The organism is Bacillus sp. Marseille-P3661, from assembly GCF_900240995.1.
Classification (GTDB): Bacteria; Bacillota; Bacilli; order Bacillales; family Bacillaceae_J; genus OESV01.
Window position 1 is genome coordinate 113,404 of the sequence record NZ_LT965956.1, and the last position, 18,433, is coordinate 131,836.

Annotated in this window: 13 protein-coding genes; 8 read left to right on the forward strand and 5 right to left on the reverse strand. The window is 34.0% G+C overall.

The genetic code is table 11. The features are described 5' to 3' along the window. Positions 1-231: 231 nt before the first annotated feature. Positions 232-1,242: a M14 family metallopeptidase gene (locus tag C1724_RS19645; RefSeq protein ID WP_102348474.1), complete on the reverse strand. Its 1,011-nt coding sequence runs from the start codon at positions 1,240-1,242 to the stop codon at positions 232-234. Positions 1,243-1,642: 400 nt separating this feature from the next. Between C1724_RS19645 and C1724_RS19650 the strand changes: the two genes are divergently transcribed. Then, positions 1,643-2,071, forward strand: coding sequence for a hypothetical protein (locus C1724_RS19650; RefSeq protein WP_102348475.1), 429 nt, complete (start codon positions 1,643-1,645; stop codon positions 2,069-2,071). Positions 2,072-2,458: 387 nt separating this feature from the next. Continuing rightward, positions 2,459-5,236, forward strand: a complete 2,778-nt coding sequence (locus tag C1724_RS19655; protein WP_102348476.1) for a sensor domain-containing protein — start codon at positions 2,459-2,461, stop codon at positions 5,234-5,236. A gap of 111 nt (positions 5,237-5,347) precedes the next feature. On the opposite strand, the gene C1724_RS19660 is transcribed toward C1724_RS19655, so the two are convergent. The 3 genes from C1724_RS19660 to C1724_RS19670 all read right to left on the reverse strand — a co-directional run bounded on the left by C1724_RS19660 (position 5,348) and on the right by C1724_RS19670 (position 9,413). Then, on the reverse strand, positions 5,348-6,799 hold the full coding sequence (locus C1724_RS19660; RefSeq protein WP_102348477.1) for a carbon starvation CstA family protein: 1,452 nt from the start codon (positions 6,797-6,799) through the stop codon (positions 5,348-5,350). Positions 6,800-6,940: 141 nt separating this feature from the next. Further along, a complete protein-coding gene (locus C1724_RS19665; protein WP_102348478.1) occupies positions 6,941-7,672 on the reverse strand; it encodes a LytR/AlgR family response regulator transcription factor in 732 nt (243 codons plus the stop codon). Next, a complete protein-coding gene (locus C1724_RS19670) occupies positions 7,656-9,413 on the reverse strand; it encodes a LytS/YhcK type 5TM receptor domain-containing protein (RefSeq protein ID WP_102348479.1) in 1,758 nt (585 codons plus the stop codon). Before C1724_RS19670 ends, C1724_RS19665 begins: the two co-directional genes overlap by 17 nt. A 239-nt stretch (positions 9,414-9,652) precedes the next feature. Here C1724_RS19670 and C1724_RS19675 point away from each other — a divergent pair, with 239 nt between their 5' ends. Beyond that, positions 9,653-10,708: a YkvI family membrane protein gene (locus C1724_RS19675; protein ID WP_102348480.1), complete on the forward strand. Its 1,056-nt coding sequence runs from the start codon at positions 9,653-9,655 to the stop codon at positions 10,706-10,708. A 54-nt stretch (positions 10,709-10,762) separates the two neighbouring features. Here C1724_RS19675 and C1724_RS19680 read toward each other — a convergent pair whose 3' ends face one another. Beyond that, positions 10,763-11,002: a transcriptional regulator SplA domain-containing protein gene (locus C1724_RS19680; protein ID WP_102348481.1), complete on the reverse strand. Its 240-nt coding sequence runs from the start codon at positions 11,000-11,002 to the stop codon at positions 10,763-10,765. A gap of 229 nt (positions 11,003-11,231) precedes the next feature. On the opposite strand from C1724_RS19680, the gene C1724_RS19685 reads away from it, so the two are divergent. The 5 genes from C1724_RS19685 (at position 11,232) to C1724_RS19705 (ending at position 18,143) form a co-directional block, all read left to right on the forward strand. Further along, positions 11,232-13,973, forward strand: coding sequence for a GTP-binding protein (locus C1724_RS19685; protein WP_102348482.1), 2,742 nt, complete (start codon positions 11,232-11,234; stop codon positions 13,971-13,973). Between the two features lie 110 nt (positions 13,974-14,083). Next, positions 14,084-15,094, forward strand: coding sequence for a DUF3231 family protein (locus C1724_RS19690; RefSeq protein WP_102348483.1), 1,011 nt, complete (start codon positions 14,084-14,086; stop codon positions 15,092-15,094). Positions 15,095-15,293: 199 nt separating this feature from the next. Continuing rightward, positions 15,294-15,875 carry a hypothetical protein gene (locus tag C1724_RS19695; RefSeq protein ID WP_258000469.1) on the forward strand — a complete coding sequence of 194 codons (582 nt, stop codon included), beginning with the start codon at positions 15,294-15,296 and terminating at the stop codon, positions 15,873-15,875. Positions 15,876-16,265: 390 nt separating this feature from the next. Then, positions 16,266-17,735: a sodium/proline symporter PutP gene (putP, locus tag C1724_RS19700; protein ID WP_102348485.1), complete on the forward strand. Its 1,470-nt coding sequence runs from the start codon at positions 16,266-16,268 to the stop codon at positions 17,733-17,735. 84 nt (positions 17,736-17,819) lie between these two features. Continuing rightward, positions 17,820-18,143 (forward strand): DMT family transporter, encoded by a 324-nt coding sequence (locus C1724_RS19705; RefSeq protein WP_102348751.1) that lies wholly within the window; start codon positions 17,820-17,822, stop codon positions 18,141-18,143. Positions 18,144-18,433 lie beyond the last annotated feature (290 nt).

Consider the following 18,433-nt stretch of genomic DNA (forward strand, 5'->3'; position numbering starts at 1 on the left):
GGTTCTAATTAGTAAAGATATATGAGACTAGTAAAATACCGTCTATAACAAACTTTACCACATTTCCGTGCTTAATACTATGGTAATAGTGTTAATTTACTACGTCCAAAGGAATCGGGAAGATCAAAGGGGTAATTAGTAAATTTGGGTGGTACCTAGATCCGATATTTTTGATAAATATAGGATCAAGGCACCATTTTTAACCATGGCTATATAATTTTAATATATATCTTATCGTAGGCTCATTTTTCTCTCTTTCGCCTTCTTTGCTAAAAACAGTCCTATCGATTTATTTCTTTCCCAAATTGACGGAAAAGCAGCAAGAGGAAGGCTGTTTTCTTTAATTAAAGATCCGATTTCAACAGTAAATGCTGGTTTTTCAAACTCTTCCACAAACCAATCTGTATAGCCCCCACCTTGTTGGTATGAAGCGGGTTCTTCTAACTTATACCCTGTAATTCCCGAAACTTTTTCTGCAATCTGGTAATAATCATTAGTGAAATTAGTTGTATGAGTTAATCCCCATTGATTAAATCCCCAAAATAGGACGTTGCCAGAGGAGTGATATGAAACCGCAATTTCCGGTTTTATTTCGTAGGTGAAGTCAACGAGAGCTTTTACTTCTTTTGCTTCAAGGGGAGAAGAGCCCTTATAAAATTGATAGCTCGGTTTTTTTGAAACTCCTTTAATGTTTTCCCAATTAGCAGGATACTGACGATTAAGGTCTATTCCGTTTAGATTTGCCTTCCATCTTTTAAAGTTTACAGATCTTTTGTTCATTTTAAGTAGTTCTGTATGGAGATATCTTGGAAAGGCATGTATACCAAATTGCTGTAGGGTAACTCCATCTGGGTTTACCATAGGGACAAACCAAATCGATATTCCATTGAGTATATTTGGATCAAGGTGTTCTATTGTTTGCTTTGTTTTGTAAGCATCTGCATAAGTTTCGATCATTTTCATTAAAAGTGCACTAGTCAACCATTCACGTGCATGATGTGCCCCATTTAATAAAATTGACGTCTCTCCGTGCCCCAATTTAATTGCCCAAATGTTTCTTCCATACTCAGTCGTAGTTAAAGATTTGTATGAAATTAACTCAGGGTAAGTTTGAGAAAGCTCAACCATATCTTCAGTCAAAGAATCGTATGTATAGATATTTTCTGTATAAACTACCTGAGCTTGTATTTTACTGGGACAAAAATATAAACAAATCAGAATCATTAAGAAAATACCTTTCATAACAGACATCCTTTTCAACTTAGTTATCAAAGATATTTTGGTTTATGTTTGTGGCTTTCATACTAATTTTAAATTACAGAGTTATGTATTTTTTACAAAGGTCTCATTTATAACATCTTTGCTAGTCAAAATATATATTATGTAAACTTATTGTTGATTTATCATTGACAATATTTTTTCATACATATAATGCTGTCAAATGTAGGTTGATAACCATAAGGGGTGTGTAAAGGACGATAGGATAATATTAGCACTAATGGTGATTTTAAATCGGAAATAACACATTGATGCGATTTTTATATAGATTATTAGGCAAAAACACACTTTTAATTGTACAAGTTTATAGACTGATGACTAGTGAATATGATGATGTAAACTTCAAACAAAATGAGTGCATCCTATGTATTTAAATTATGATATCTATTACCATAGTCCATATATAAACGGACCTTACTGTTACGAAATACCATCGCAAACGTATTATGGTAACCAACCAATCTCTGATGAAAGGCTTTTTAGTCCATTTTTCCCATCACCAGGAGGACCGATAGGAACAACGCCACCACCAAGACCCCCAATAGGGCCACCTAGCTCCCCACCTTCATTTGGCCCACCAAGTCAAGGAACGGAAACTGGACCACCAACATCGCCACCACCAGCGTATGTACCAACTCAAACACAACAAGCAGCAGCATTTGCTGTAGATCCTGGCAGTATTAGAAGATGCTTATTCAGATACACGTATGTATGGTTAAGTAATCGTCAGCAATTTTGGTATTATCCTACATTTGTTGGTCGAAATTCTGTATCAGGATACCGATGGAATTGATTTATGTGGTTATACTTCGGTGTAAGTCTTAGACAAATTCAATCGTTTACTTGTGTATGATTACAAGAGTTATTACATTTACAAAAAAAAATTTGCTAACGTATAGCAGACGACTTTCATCTATAGATGGATAGTCGTCTTTATTAGTTTTTTTGTAGCTAGGAAACACTAGCTAAAATTGAATGTATTTGTTTTTATATCTTATTTCCTTCTTATAAAAAAATTCAAAACAGGAAAACATTCCTATTGTTTTAGTACTATACATAGAAGGACTTTTCGTAGAAAATGAAAAAAAGGAGATCCGAATTCTGACGAAGGTTTTCTGAAAATAATAGGTAATTCGTGATTTAAATCGAGTTCTAATTTATTTTACTAGTGAGGTTAATTATGAATAAAAAAATGACACTTTATCTTAATAAACGTGAGCCATTTATACAACTATTTGGCAAGATTACAGAGTGTATTTTGGTCATTAATTCTTTAGGGATTATTAAGTATTTGAATCCTTTGGCTGAAAATATGTTTAGCGTTAAATGTAGTGAGTGTAAGGATCGATCTATCCATACATTAATACCCAATTATCATGGTGAATTGAACGATGAAAATGAAAAAATATTAAGCGGTGTAAGGGGATATTTCCATCGTTTCCCGATAGAAATTCAATCTAAATCTCTTACAGTTAACAATGAGTTATTTGAAGTGATTTATGTGAAAGACTTATTAGAAGGTAAAAGTAGAACTGAGCAGATGAGGTCGTTAAGTAAGGACCTGGCCGATATAAAGTTAGCATTAGATGCCTCGACAATCGTCGCAATAACAGATGCAGCAGGGATGATAACGCTTGCTAATCAAAAGTTTTGCGAGCTTTCAAAATACAAAGAAGAAGAATTAATTGGACAAAATCACAAGATTCTAAACTCCGGCTACCATACTCAAGAATTTTTTCGTGAAATGTGGCGCACAATTTCAAACGGAGAAATTTGGAAAGGCGAGATCCGAAATAAAGCTAAGGATGGTAGCTTATATTGGGTAGATACGACGATTGTTCCATTCTTAGATGATAATGGAAAGCCATACCAATATGTAAGTATTCGTACAGATATAACGAAACGAGTAAATATGGAAAAAGAACTACAAGAAGCCATGAAAAATGATTTTATCCATACAATGAGAAACCTTCAAAATGGGATATTTAAAATGAAAAAGGATAAATGTGGAAATCTTGTTTATACCATGGGAGAAGGGAAACTTTTAGATGAAATAGAGGCTAATACAGAGGTATTGTTTAACAAAACTCCACAGGATGTTTTTTCAAAGGACATCGCCCAATTAAAACAATCTTATTATGAAAGAGCATTTGAAGGACATCGCGTTAATTATGAGGTTGAATTAAGTGGAAAGCTTTTATATGTAGATGTTTCACCAATTAAACATGGTGTTCAAGTAATTGAAATTATGGGAACTGTTCATGATATAACAGAATTGAGATCAACCCAGAGAAAGCTTGAAGTAAATCAACAACTGTATCAATCTCTTATTGAGCACAGTCAAGATTTTGTAATTTCCTTTGATTCGAATGGACAAATCATTAATACGAATCCTCGTACAGAAGAATATTTAAAAATGCGAAAAAAAACGATCGAAAATCTAATGCTACAAGATGTTTTTACAGAAACAAATAAAGATATAGTAAAAAGTAATTTTGCAAAGGCTGTTCAAGGAAATCCGCAAAATTTTGAAATAGATATTATTAATAAGCTCGGTAAAAAACTTTCGTATAATGTTACCTTTCTACCGATTATTGTAGATAAGGAAATTAAAGGTGTTTATTCTATTGGAAAAGATATTACTGAACAAAAACAAATTCAAGAAACTAATGCTTATTTAGCTCATCATGACGAATTAACACGGCTTCCAAATAGAAGATGGATTGAACAAAAGTTACGTGAATCATTAGTTCATGCTGAACAAAATCAGCAACAGCTCGCTGTATTGTTTATTGATTTGGATCGATTTAAGCATATTAACGATACTCTTGGGCATTTAATTGGTGATCGTCTGCTTGAACTTCTATCAGTACGTTTGTTAGAAAGCATTGATCAAGATGAGCAATTTGCAGCACGTATTAGTGGTGATGAATTTATGGTTCTTTGTCCGGTTATTCATAGCCAGGAGGAGCCTATTAAAATCGCAAACAACTTGATTGAGAATTTAACTTCACCATTTTATATTGAAGATTTTGAGTTATTTATTACTGCCAGTATCGGGATTTGTATATATCCAACGAGCGGAACAACTACAGTAGAATTAATGAAAAAAGCGGATATAGCATTATATAGAGCAAAAGATTTAGGTCGTAATATGTATCAACTCTATGATCAGTCGATGGATGAGAGAAATTACCAATCATTCCTATTGGAACGAGATTTAAGGAAAGCGATTATCAATAATGAATTTATCGTACATTTTCAACCGCGTGTGGATGCAAGAACAGGAGAAACAGTCGGTGCTGAATCATTGATTCGTTGGATGCATCCTACGTTAGGATTAATTTCCCCTGGCGAATTTATTCCATTAGCCGAAGAAACCGGACTTATTGTTGCTTTAGGTAAGTGGATGAAGAAAAGAGTGTGTGAACAGTTAGTAGCATGGAAGAAATCTGGAATTCCACTTATTCCAATAAGTGTAAATATCAGTTCTCAACGGTTTTTACAGAAAGACTTTTCCAAGGAAGTAAGGGAATTACTAGATGAATATCAACTAGATGGACAATGGTTAGAATTTGAGATTACCGAAAACTCTATCATGAAAAATGAAGAATATATATTGCAAACATTACACGAATTAAAAGAGATGGGTATTAGAATTTATATCGATGATTTCGGTACTGGCTATTCGTCATTTAATTATCTGAAAACGTTTAAACTGGATGGAATCAAAATTGATCGAACTTTTGTTCAAAATATATCATGTGAATCGGAGAATGCAGGGATTACCATTGCCATGATCAAAATGGCTCAGCATTTAAAAATGGATGTCATCGCAGAAGGAGTCGAAACAGAAGAGGAGTTGACTTTTTTACTGAAACAAAATTGTCATCACGTTCAGGGATTCTATTTTGGTAAGCCATGTGGTATTGAAGAATTTGAAAAAAGATTTATGTAGGTACACTTATTTCAATTAATAGAAAATGAGATTGAAATCAAAAGAAGTTTTCGAATAACTTTTGAGTCAATCTCATTTTTATTTAATCAGGAAGCTACTACAAGTCCCTCGCTAAGCAACATTATTCCAGTCGGAAATATCTTCTTCAAGCGGAAGAGCATTAGCTCGAGCTTTTTTTGCTGCTTTAAAGAATAATAAAACTAGAATGATCGTTCCAATATAACCGCCAATCCAGGCAGTACCCATATTTAGCCCAAAGCCAATCTTAGCATTTAGAATATAGGTGATCACCATCAGTAACATAAAGGTTCCTGGTACAAGAGCAATCCAGTAATTTTTTCTTGCAATGTATAAATACATCGCACCTACGAATAAAGCAATTACGGCTGTTGCTTGGTTAGCCCAACTAAAATATCTCCATAAAAGGTTGAAATCGATTTGTGTTAACACAGCTGAAATTACAAATAAAGGGATCGCAATCCATAATCTACTTGAAAATTTCTTTTGGGCAATGCTCAAATATTCTGCTATAATCATCCTTGCACTTCTAAACGCAGTGTCACCAGACGTGATCGGTAATACAACAACACCAAGAACGGCAAGTGTTCCACCGATTGCGCCAAGCATACTAACTGAAACTTCACTAACAATAGCTCCTGGACCGCCAGCTGCAAGAACTTCACTTAATCCATTATATCCATCGAATAAGCTCATTGCTGCAGCTGCCCAAATCATTGCGATAATACCTTCTGCGATCATCATTCCATAGAAAATCTTACGTCCTTGTTTTTCCTTTTGAGTAGTACGAGAGATAATTGGCGTTTGTGTAGCATGGAATCCTGAGAGAGCCCCACAAGTGATTGTGAAAAAGATTAATGGGAAAATTGGGGCATTATCAGGATGAAAATTATTTAATGAGAGCTCTGGAATAGGAGCGCCTTTTACAATTAAACCGATTCCGACACCAAGCGCGCTGATCAACAGTACGGCACCAAAGTACGGATATAAGCGACCGATAATTTTATCAACTGGTAGTAGTGTAGCCAAAATGTAATAAAGGAAAATAGCAACGACAATGACACTCAAAGCAATTTTCCCATCTGTCAACACATGAAGTAAGGCAGCCGGTGTTGTTACAAAGACTGTACCCACTAATAACAGAAGTAGAACAGCAAAGGCATTTACAACATGTTTCATTACTTTACCTAAAAACTTGCTAGCTAGTTCAGGTAAATGTGCACCGCGGTTGCGGATAGAGATCATGCCTGTTAAATAATCATGAACGGCCCCAGCAAAAATACAACCCACAACGATCCAAATAAAGGCAGCTGGCCCGTAAAGCGCTCCCATGATTGGACCGAATACTGGTCCAGTTCCTGCGATATTTAATAACTGGATTAAGGAGTTCTTAGCTGTGCCCATCGGAACATAGTCAACACCATCACCATTTACATATGCAGGTGTTGCACGTTCTTCTTTAACCCCGAAAACCTTCTCTACAAATTTTCCATAAGTGAAATAACCAATAATTAATAGAGCAATACCGGCTAAAAATGTAATCATAAATTTTTCCCCCTTTATCTGAATCCGTTTACATTATAAGTATAATAGACAAGTAATTTTGAAGGGGGATTCTGTGTTTAAAATGTTGAATATTTGATTTATAATGCATTTAAACGTGATTGAAATGCAATGGCATTTATGTCAAATTTCTAATTTTGATCTTAGAGCCTTCACATAATTACGACTAACTGACAGCATCTCATCGATGCCTTCCATTTTTAGTTGATAGGCTCCATTGAACCACGGAGTGAGACGAGTTACATATTTCAGATTTACTAGATACCCTTTATGAATCCGAAAGAAATGATAGGTACTTAGGCGATTTTCCAAATCTTTGAGAGGCGTTTTCGTCTCGTACTCTCCCGATTTTGCAATAATCTTCGTAATTTTATCATCACGAAAAATATAAAGGATGTCTTTTGGCTCTACATAAAAAATTTCCCCGTCCGCTTCAACGGCTAATTTACCAGTAGTTTTCTCTATTGAAATTTCTTTAGATGGCCCCAATTTTTTCTCAATTCGTTCGATGGTTTCCTTTAATTGATCCTCGTCATACGGTTTCAATAAATAATCAACTGCATCGTAACGAAAAGCTTCAACCGCAAATTGTGGATAGGCTGTTGCAAAAACAACTAATGGTGATTTTTTTAGTTCTATTAATGCCTTGGCTGTCTCTATCCCATTCATTAGTGGCATTTCTATATCTAAGAAGATAACATCGGGCTGCAGTTGAATGGTTTTCATAATAGCGCTTTCCCCAGATTCTGCTTCACCAACAATTTGAATAGTAGAAAAGGACTTTAATAAAAATTTAAGTTCATCACGGTTATATAACTCATCATCAACGATTAAAGTCTTAATAGTTGTTTCCATTTTGATTTTCTCCCTCTATGAATGGGATGGAAAAGGTAATGACCGTTCCTACATCCGGTTCACTATTTATTTTTAATGCTGCTTGGTCACCGAACATCATCGTTAGCCTGCGGTTTACATTGTATAATGCTAATCCACTTCCTTTTTCAGATAAAAGCTGGAGTTTACCAATTTGCGCAGATCTATCTTTGCTCATTCCGATACCATTGTCTTCTATTTCGATGATCGTTGCGTCAGTCTCTTTTTTTATCGATATTTTAACAATACAATTGTTTTCTTTATCCTTAAAACCATGCTTTATCGAATTTTCGACTAGCGGTTGCATAGTTAAAGGAGGAATAGTTTGTAGGAGTGCACTTTTATCAATATCATAAAAAACTTCTAGTTTATTCACAAACCTTGCTTCTTCAATAGCTAAATATGCTTTTACATGGTTCAATTCTTGTTCAAGCATTGTTGTACTTTGTGTGGTCACGTTCAAATTCTGTCGTAAATAATGGGACAATGAAATTAGTATTTTCCTTGCCTTTGCAGGGTCAATCCGGATGAGTGAAACAATTGTATTGAGTGTATTAAATAAAAAATGCGGGCTGATTTGTGCCTGTAGCGCTTTTATTTCTGCCTCTTTAGCAAGCTGATAGGACTTATCAGCGTCTGCTAATTCAAGTTGATTACTCATCATCGTGCTAAGTCCGGTTATAAGCTCGATGACTACATTTGTTACTTCTTTTTCAGTGCGAAAATAAAATTTTAAAGTCCCGATTATTTTACCACGCTGTTTTAATGGTGCTATTACCGCTGCACCAAGTGGACAGTCTTCATCCCGACAATGAATGGATCGTTGGTTAGCAACGACGATTTTTCCTTCTTTAATGGCATCTAAAGTAATCTGTGTTTGAATAGGACTTTCTGAACGGTGATGATTATTACCAAGTCCAACATGTGCTAAAATCTCAGTTAAGTTGGTCATTGCAACGGCACTTGCATTTAATTCGTTATGAATTATTTTACATACAGCATTAGCAGAAGTATAATTAAGCCCGTTTCTTAAATAAGCGAGAGTCTGATTAGCAATACGTAACGTTTTCTGTGCTTGCATGGCACCAGCTTTTTCTTCTTCGTTGGTCACGCTTCTAATAATTAATAGGAAAAGAGCGCATCCCAGACCATTAGCAAGAATCATTGGAAGTCCAATAATTTCAACTAATGTCAAAGCTTGTTCAAATGGACGGGCAATAAGTAAAATTACAAGCATTTGAATAGATTCTGCCAATACACCAATAAGGAAGGCAGACTTCAATTTCACATGTCGATGTTTTCTATAAAATATGCCAGATAAAATGCCCGCAATAATGGAAGCTAGTCCACATGAAAGGGCTGTGAATCCACCTAATGTATAACGATGAATTCCCGCAATTATTCCAGCACCAATTCCTACTTTATAGCCACCAAGAAGTCCTCCTAGCACTACACCGATTACGCGTGAATTGGCAATTGCTTCATCTGCATTAAGGTCAGAGGCCCAAAGGTCAAATTGCAAGCTTTGAGTATCGAGACTTAGACCCGTATACGTTCCGATGATACCAAAGAACCCAAAGAAGATAATGGCTGTAAATTGTTGTCGACAATGAAGCTGTTCCTGATAAATCATATCTCTAAAAAATTTTAGTCGGGTTAAAACAAATGCTATAGTAACTATGATTCCAAGGCGTTCGATCATGGTTATCAACAATTCCAACATATAAAAACTCCTTTAATAAGGTGACTAATAAAACGCTGTTAGACATAACATTTTTTGTTTCTTATAGTTATTTTACAGTATAGTAGCTATATTCGAACATATTTTTTCCTGATAGTTCAGCGTTTAACATATTTTGTTGTAATGGTCATTACCCCGGAAGAGTTAACACGTCTTTTTAATAAATAGCTCGTCTTTGTTAACCACGACCTTCATATAAATGATATGAGGGGGCGGATGTAGTGAAGAGGAATTGGGCAGCAGCCTTTCAAATAGCAGCAGTTTATGTTGGAACGGTAGTAGGTGCAGGCTTTGCTACAGGAAGAGAAATTGTTGAATTTTTTTCGAGATTCGGTTTCGTGGGCTTTATAAATATATTAATAAGCGGCTGCCTCTTTATTCTGTTAGGTACTAAATTGATGAGGATTTCTGCACGGATTAATGCCGTCTCATATGAAGATTTTAATATTCACTTGTTTGGAAAGTGGATAGGATCTGGAATTAATATAATTATGCTTTTCATGTTATTAGGCGTTTGTGCAGTTATGCTTTCGGGTGCAGGTGCTGTGTTTGAAGAGCAGTTAGGATTAACTAAAAGTCTGGGTATTTTTATTACAATAATTTTATCTTTTACTGTCATGTTAGTAGGAGCAAAAGGACTTTTTGCCGTAAATTCATTTGTAGTTCCTATAATGATTGGCTTTAGTTTAATGTTGATGGTTGTATCCATACAACAGAATCATTTTGTAGATCATTTTTTGAAGACATCCGCCATTTCTTTTGAAGGATGGAAGACCATGCTATATCCGTTTTCTTATACAGCTTTAAATTTGGCTCTTGCTCAAGCTGTATTAGTACCGATAGCATCTGAAATTAAAGATGATTGGTCTATAAAATGGGGGGGGATATTAGGAGGATTGGCGTTAACTTTAATACTTTTATCTAGTCACGTAACTTTAATCATGCTACCGAACCTTGAACAATATGAAATTCCGATGGCAATTGTTATGAAACAAATTGCACCCTTTCTTCACTTATTTTATATTCTCGTTATATATGGGGAAATTTTTACATCAGTAATCGGGAATGTTTTTGGCCTTGATAGGCAAATTAAACAATATGGCCAAATTCCAACAGCACTATCAATTACACTAATCTTTATAATTTCATATAGTATTAGCCTTATAAACTATGGAAAACTACTTTCTATTTTGTATCCGTTGTTTGGTTATATTAGCTTAATCTTTTTTGTACTTTTATTACTAAAACCAAGTGGTAAGGGACCAGAAACCAAATAACGGTATCTGGTCCTTATATCTTTAAGATCGAATAATGATGCTGCAGTTGATTACCTACTCTCCAAAAAGTTCATTATATGCCTGTGTTGCAGCATCCTCTGATGAAAATAACGCATCATCATCTTCAATTGTGTGAAATGTTTCATGTAGAAACAAAGCCGTTCGATTTGGATCTTTTGGATGCTGCACAATTTCTGCAGGCATTACATTAGAAACTGTTGGAGTATGGGGATTATTGTATATTACATATACATCATCACCAGGTTTTACGTCTTTCGGATCAATTGTATCCATGTAAAGCATCACTCTTTCTTTTTGATTTCTGAATTAGTTTAAGCAAATAAACTACGAAATATCAATTTTTTTCTTGCAAATCTTATTTGAGATAAGCTTATATTATTAGGTAGTAATTCAATAAAAATAAAATTATTTGCTAAAAAAGGCTATAAAATAATTTTTCTTTACGAATTAATATTTAAACTATAATTTTAAATATTAATCATATGGGAAGTGAATTACACGTATGACATCAGAGAATACATTAATTTCGAAGACGTATTACCAAAAGTTTATGATAGATAATGAGTTTAAAAATCCTATTGAAAGTCTTGCAGAATTGTATTTATCAGCGCAGAAAAATGAATATTCAAACCTTACGGAAATTCGATTTTCACAAGGTGAGCTATATTTTCATTATAAAGATTTCGAAACGGCCATTTTTAAATGGGAGACTATTCATGATGATCTCGAGCTATGGGCTAAAAAAAATATAGCCGATGCTTATTTTGAACTTGGAAATTTAACCTCAGCAGAAGATACTTATAAGTCTATTGAGACAGAACATGTATCTCTAAAAACGGAAGTGACGTTGAAATTATTATCGATATACATAGAACAGGGGCGACTTGAAGAATCCACAACCGTTATTAAAAATATAGTTGCGATCAACCCAGATTACCCGAACGTTACAAACATCGCCCGTTCTTTTTTTGAGGATTATAAGGATTGGAATAATGCGCTTGAGCTTGCAGTAAACGAAGCTATTCGCACACAATCGCTCGAATGGTTCGAAGCTATAAAATTATATATTGATTACGGTATTGCCAAATCAATTGAACCTGACTATTTTTCAAAAGTATTAGTTACCTTGTTTGAAATAGACGAGTTCTTCTTTGAAGAACTCGCAGTAGCTTTGTGGGAAAACTACAAACATCGGGAGCTCTATTTCTCTTGGATCACAGTTTTTAATAATCTTTTTATAGATTTGGAAGGTAGTCGATCAAAAGGATGGGATGAACTATCAGATCTTTATCAGGAAACATACTTTGATTTGATGAAAGGCGATTATTTTGTAAAAGATCTATCAGAAATCTTTCCAGCACTTTTAACAAATTGGTTAAAAATAACTGATTCATCAAATTGCTTTGTTGCTTCTGCCGCTGTTATTTCATGGAGTGAAGTTTTTCCATCAAGTATTAGCGTACCTGTCTTAAATAAAGCAGAAAAAATGATTGCGCATCCTAATGGATTCGATAACAGCTTAAACCACACCCTTCAATTATTCGAATCGATCTCGGTTTGGGCAAAAAACAATGGCGTTGATTTGGGTCATAAAATCAATTGGATTGTTGAAGAGCTTGCTGATACTAACGTTAATCATCTTTTTATAGCAGGTACTACTGGAAATGAAAAATCTTCATTCATAAATTCAGTACTTGGGGGAAATGTTGTTTCACCATCATCTTGTTCATTTGTAATGTTCAAGCATGCTGATGTGACGACCATAAGTGAAATTACTGATATAGATATACGTACTGGATTAACCCTTTCTGATTTTCATGGTATTAGCGAAGTACGGCGTCAGGAACCCATTATTGATTTTAGATTACCATCTAATTTTTTAGATAAATGTAAGCTTGCAATTATTGACACTCCTATTTATAAGGGAAACAAAGTGTGGAAGGAACTATTTAAATATCTGCCATTAGCAGATGCTTTGTTATATATAATTAATGTGGATTCACCATTAACCGAGAACGAATACGCTACTGTATTACAATTAAAAAAGTATGCACCTAATCTTTCTATACACTTCTTAATAAATGCTAACGGGCATAGCGAAGATAAAAAGGAAATAATTGAGACTACTAAATCAAAACTTCGTATAGAATTTCCGGATTCGAAAATGATAGTCTGTTCGTCCAGCTTACAAAATAGAGAACAGCAGGATGATATCTCCTTGTTTATCAAAAATATTACAAGAAATAATATTCATGAAGTAAGACCTAAAAATATATTGCAATTTATCCGAAAAATAATTGAAGATCTTTTTGAAAAAAGAGTAGAACTAGAAAACGGATTAGAGCAATCGATCAATTGGAATCAAATGGTCGTTTCAAAATTAACTGGTGCCATCAACCAGTTGAGTGATTTAGAAAACGAGAAAATTCACACACTCAAAAATTCTTTTATTATGATTAAAGAAGAAATCAAAGGGGACTTAGTCCGAACAATTCCAACACTTTTACGAGAATGTTCACAATTTATAAAAGAAGATTGTGATTTTAGTACTGTTCATATCGATCTAAATACAGTAATGAACGATGCGATTAGAAATTATATGCAAGATACGATAAGACCCAAATTTTCTAGATGTTTAGACGAGTGGGTACAACTAGCTAAAGACGAATTTTCCGAAAGCCAGTTGTATTTAGAAGAAATGTGTGAAGGTTTTAGAACATTGTATGAAAAAGAAAATCTTTCATTGAAATGTGATTTTCAAGTGTTTCAAGATTGGGCTCGAGATGCTGAACGGATGTCATCCATAATTGAAATAGAGGATCTAAATATATTTAATGGTATAAAACCGTCACTTATATTATTAAAGGGGTCTGGGAAACTATTTGAATATCTTCCGGCAAATAAATTAATTATCTATAAAGCTTATAAAAGGTATATTGAAAACGAGAATTATGAAAATGTAGCTGCAACAATTATTAATAGGTTTATGATGCAATTTGAATTGTTCGAAAAAACGTTAGAACGTGATATAAAAAGGTTCTATAAGGAGCCGTATGAGGAATTAGCATCAGCCATTGAGGAAGGAAATATAAACATCGAAGTAGATAAAGATTCATTGAATAATTTAAAAACAAATCCAGACATGTTCTTCGATCCATTAACACTGTTTGATATTAGGTTACGTCAATATGAACTGATATTGAATATTGGAATCGATGTACCTACTTCAAAGGTTAGTAAATAGTAATAAGCTAAAGCGATTCTTTAAGAAGAATCGCTTTTTAAATATAAAAGTACTTCATAATTATTAGTGACTTGTAAATAATAAGTTAAAAATAAATTGGAGGCATTAAGGTGGGAAATGACACAAAAGTTAAATTAACATCAGCAGAATTATCAACATTATGGAGTACATATATGAGCGATAGCGCGGCAATATGCATTGTTTCACATTTTCTGAAAACTGTTGAGGATGTTGAAATCAAACCTGAAATTGAATTCGCTCTAAATGTTTCGAAGTCTCACTTGGAAACAATAGCTCATATCTTTAACCGAGAAAACTATGCTCTACCAATCGCGTTCAGTGAAGAACTTGATGTATATATAAATGCACCAAGGCTATTTTCTGATAGTTTCTATCTGTATTTTTTACTGAATATGGGGGCGGGTGGTTTAGCTAATTATTCGATGGCATTAACGATGAGCACACGGAAAGATGTTATTGATTTTTTCAGTCAAGCAATAGAACAATCAGTCCAAATAAAAAAAAGAATTACAAATGTTATGTTAAATAAGGGCATATATATTAAGGCCCCTTATTTAGATTATAAAGATAAACCTTCATTTGTAGAAAAGGAAAGTTTTTTTAGTGGATGGTTTGGGAAAAGGCGAACACTTATATCCCAGGAACTTGCACATCTATACATAAATTCCTTTAACAGTGATCTTTCAAAGGCTATTTTAATTGCATTTAGTCAAGTAGCTAGTACACCTGAGATCAGAGATTATTTCATTAAAGGTCATGAGCTTTCTCGAACATTTATTGAAGAATTAGATAGTGTTTTAACCGAAAGCAGTGTTCCATCTCCAAGGACATGGGATACCGAAATAATGAAAACAACTGATCCGCCTTACTCAGAAAAACTTATGATGTTTTTAGTTGGAGCCATCTCTGCCATTGGGATTGCTAATTTAGGTGGGTCACTTTCATTAACATTAAGACACGATCTGGGATTGCTATATACGAATATGGTTCGCAAAATTGGTTCTTATGCTGAAGATGGGGCTAGCTTAATGATTAATAATGGTTGGTTTGAACGTCCGCCACAATGTATTAATAGAAGAGAATTAGCGAATGACAAATAACCGCCGTTTTTTAAAATTATATATACCTATATTGTGCATTCTGCAATTATGTAGGAAGCACTTTTTTATTTTTACTTGAGGTGCATGATTTTATTTTTGAATAGCTACTAGAAATTGATACATATCGTTGTAAAAACAAGGCAGAATATTACCAATAAGTAGTAGACCTAAAATTAAACCTACATAGAGGATGGTAATATTGGCTGAGAATAACCGTATTGAACAATTTGATAAAATAGTCAAAATGGGTAAAGAGGGCCAACAAGCTTTAAATCAATACTGGTTAGAACACGCTCTGTTTACTTCATTTGAATATTGGTTGATGGTAGCATTTCTGCTAATTCCGTTAATATATATACTCTTTAAAATTGATAAAAAAAAGATATTCCTAATTGGTTTCTATGGTTATAGTATTCATATGGTATTTGGCTATATTGATTTATCTGGAAGACATAGCGGCTTATGGAACTATCCTTTTCCTGTTATTCCGATGATACCAGGTCTTTCCCTCGATTCAAGCCTTATTCCCGTTAGTTTTATGCTAGTTTACCAATGGACTATAAATAATAATAAAAATTATTATTTATTCACAACTCTTTTATCAGTATTTTTTTCATTTGTATTTAAGCCTATTTTAGTTACACTTGGCTTATTCAAGATGTATGGTGATATTCACTACGTACATCTATTTATCTGTTATATCATTGTGCTGTTAATAGCAAAATTTATTACGGATGTATTTATATGGTTACATAGGAAATATTACGAGCCAATTTCATAATGACAATTAATTTTGTGAATCAAAGCGTTTTTACTATAGGTAGAGACGCTTTTTACCTTGTAATAAATATAGTCTAACCAGATAACCGTATTTTGAATATTTATAATATAATTACTTCTTTTATTATTGGATCCGTTTCCAACGTTGTGAAGTTAGTCTATACGCCAATTTATAATGGTGTATATGGCATCGTCCTTCCTTGAAATTAAGGGGAATGTTTGATAGGTTGAGTAAGCGGGCAACCTTACCAATAAAAAAAACTTGACGGCATAATTAATATAAGATTCTTCCATTGTGGTTTGGGAAACATACAAAAAAACTAAGAATGTCATGCCTATGTAAAAACCATTATATTAATTATTTCGTCTAGAAACGAAAAGGAGAGATTTGGTGAATTTTGAAATATTCATATCATTAGGTATCTATTTTATTGCAATGTTAATAATAGGCTTTTATGCATACAGGAAAACAACTAATCTATCAGATTATATGCTTGGTGGGCGTGGTCTAGGGCCGGCTGTTACTGCCCTGTCAGCAGGTGCATCGGATATGAGTGGATGGATGCTAATGGGATTGCCAGGTGCGATGTACACAACTGGACTTTCTAGTGCATGGATCGCAATCGGTTTAACTCTTGGTGCTTATTTAAATTACCTCATCGTTGCACCGCGACTACGAACTTATACAAAATTAGCAAATGATTCAATTACAATCCCCAATTTCCTTGAAAACCGATTTTCAGATACAACGAAAATTCTTCGGTCAGTTTCTGCCATAGTTGTTATCGTCTTTTTTACGCTGTACACATCAGCTGGTCTTGTTTCAGGTGGTACGCTATTTGAATCTGCGTTTGGCTTGGATTATCGACTAGGCTTGTTTGTTACTGCAGGGGTGGTCATTATTTATACATTATTTGGCGGTTTTCTAGCTGTGAGTCTAACGGACTTTGTTCAAGGCTGTATTATGTTTTTAGCCCTAGTATTAGTTCCGGTTGTTGCCTTTACCGATCTAGGTGGTACTGCTGCTGTTTTTGAGAGTGTCAAGACTATTGATCCTAATTTAATGGATATTTTTAAAGGAACGTCGGTCATTGGTATCATTTCATTTTTAGCATGGGGCTTAGGATATTTTGGACAACCACATATAATCGTCCGCTTTATGGCGATTTCTTCTGTAAAAGAACTTAAGCCTGCGCGTAGAATAGGTATAGGCTGGATGATTATTTCCATTGTTGGAGCCTTAGCTGTGGGACTTGTAGGTATTGCGTATATTTCAAAGTACAATATACCCCTTGATAATCCTGAGACAATTTTTATCTTATTTTCTAATATTCTCTTTAATCCTTATATTACAGGATTTTTACTCGCTGCAATCTTGGCTGCAATAATGAGTACTATTTCTTCACAGTTACTTGTAACGTCTAGTGCACTAACGGAGGATTTCTATAAAGCATTTTTCCGCCGTAAAGCAACCGACAAAGAATTAGTCTTAGTTGGTAGATTGGCTGTGTTGTTTGTAGCACTAATTGCAATTGGCCTTTCGTACACGCCAAACGATACAATTCTTTCACTTGTTGGTAATGCGTGGGCAGGATTTGGTGCTGCATTTGGTCCAGCTATATTATTAAGCTTATATTGGAAACGAATGAATAGCTGGGGTGCTCTAACCGGTATTGTTGTTGGAGCAGTTACGGTTATTATTTGGATTAGTATACCTGCATTAACAGGATTCATTTATGAAATGATTCCGGGTTTTATTTTAAGCTTTATCTCGATTATTATTGTTAGTTTATTAACGAGAAAGCCAAATCAAAAAATTCTTGATGAATTTGCAGAAATGGAAAATAAGATGGCTAGCTAATTATTTATAAGATAAAATATATAAAACAGGCTGATTTTTAGCAGCCTGTTTTAATTTTTTTTAGGCTAAAGGAGACTGATGAAACTGTCATATATTTATTTAGCTTTTGCAATTATTGGTGAACTTATTGGAACCTCTATGCTTAAAGCTTCAGATGGATTTTCCAAATTGTTCCCAACTATTGGCGTTCTCGTAAGTTTTACCTTTTGCTTTTTCTTTTTATCATTATCCCTTAAAACAATACCGCTAAATATGGCATATGCTATTTGGTCTGGCTTAGGAATCATTGGTACAGCAGCAATTTCTATTCTTATATGGAAGGAATCAATTAATACAGCTAGTATTGTAGGAATCATTTTTATTTTAGTTGGAGTTACAATCTTGAATTTATTTGGACCCGGACATTAGAAGTAAAGGTAATGAGTATGATAGTACTTACGAGTTTTTAATGCATTATAAAGCTGAAATGATAGAAATCTCACTATTATAATTGGTGCAACAGTTGTACTTTTCAATAGTGTATTAGAATATGTGGTAACGGAGAAATGTTTTTAATCGGTTTTTCGATTATTGGAATTGTGTGAAATTATTACTAACTTCATTACCAAATAGGATTCTATGGAAGATCATATAATAGATATTTGACTTGGATTTTTATCTGAATTAAAGGTACTATATTAGAATAAGAGTATATTATT

Excerpts from the sequence above, each read along its gene's own strand:
- C1724_RS19645 (WP_102348474.1), bottom strand. The coding sequence starts at position 1,242 with ATGAAAGGTATTTTCTTAATGATTCTGATTTGTTTATATTTTTGTCCC.
- C1724_RS19650 (WP_102348475.1), top strand. The coding sequence starts at position 1,643 with ATGTATTTAAATTATGATATCTATTACCATAGTCCATATATAAACGGA.
- C1724_RS19655 (WP_102348476.1), top strand. The coding sequence starts at position 2,459 with ATGAATAAAAAAATGACACTTTATCTTAATAAACGTGAGCCATTTATA.
- C1724_RS19660 (WP_102348477.1), bottom strand. The coding sequence starts at position 6,799 with ATGATTACATTTTTAGCCGGTATTGCTCTATTAATTATTGGTTATTTC.
- C1724_RS19665 (WP_102348478.1), bottom strand. The coding sequence starts at position 7,672 with ATGGAAACAACTATTAAGACTTTAATCGTTGATGATGAGTTATATAAC.
- C1724_RS19670 (WP_102348479.1), bottom strand. The coding sequence starts at position 9,413 with ATGTTGGAATTGTTGATAACCATGATCGAACGCCTTGGAATCATAGTT.
- C1724_RS19680 (WP_102348481.1), bottom strand. The coding sequence starts at position 11,002 with ATGGATACAATTGATCCGAAAGACGTAAAACCTGGTGATGATGTATAT.
- C1724_RS19685 (WP_102348482.1), top strand. The coding sequence starts at position 11,232 with ATGACATCAGAGAATACATTAATTTCGAAGACGTATTACCAAAAGTTT.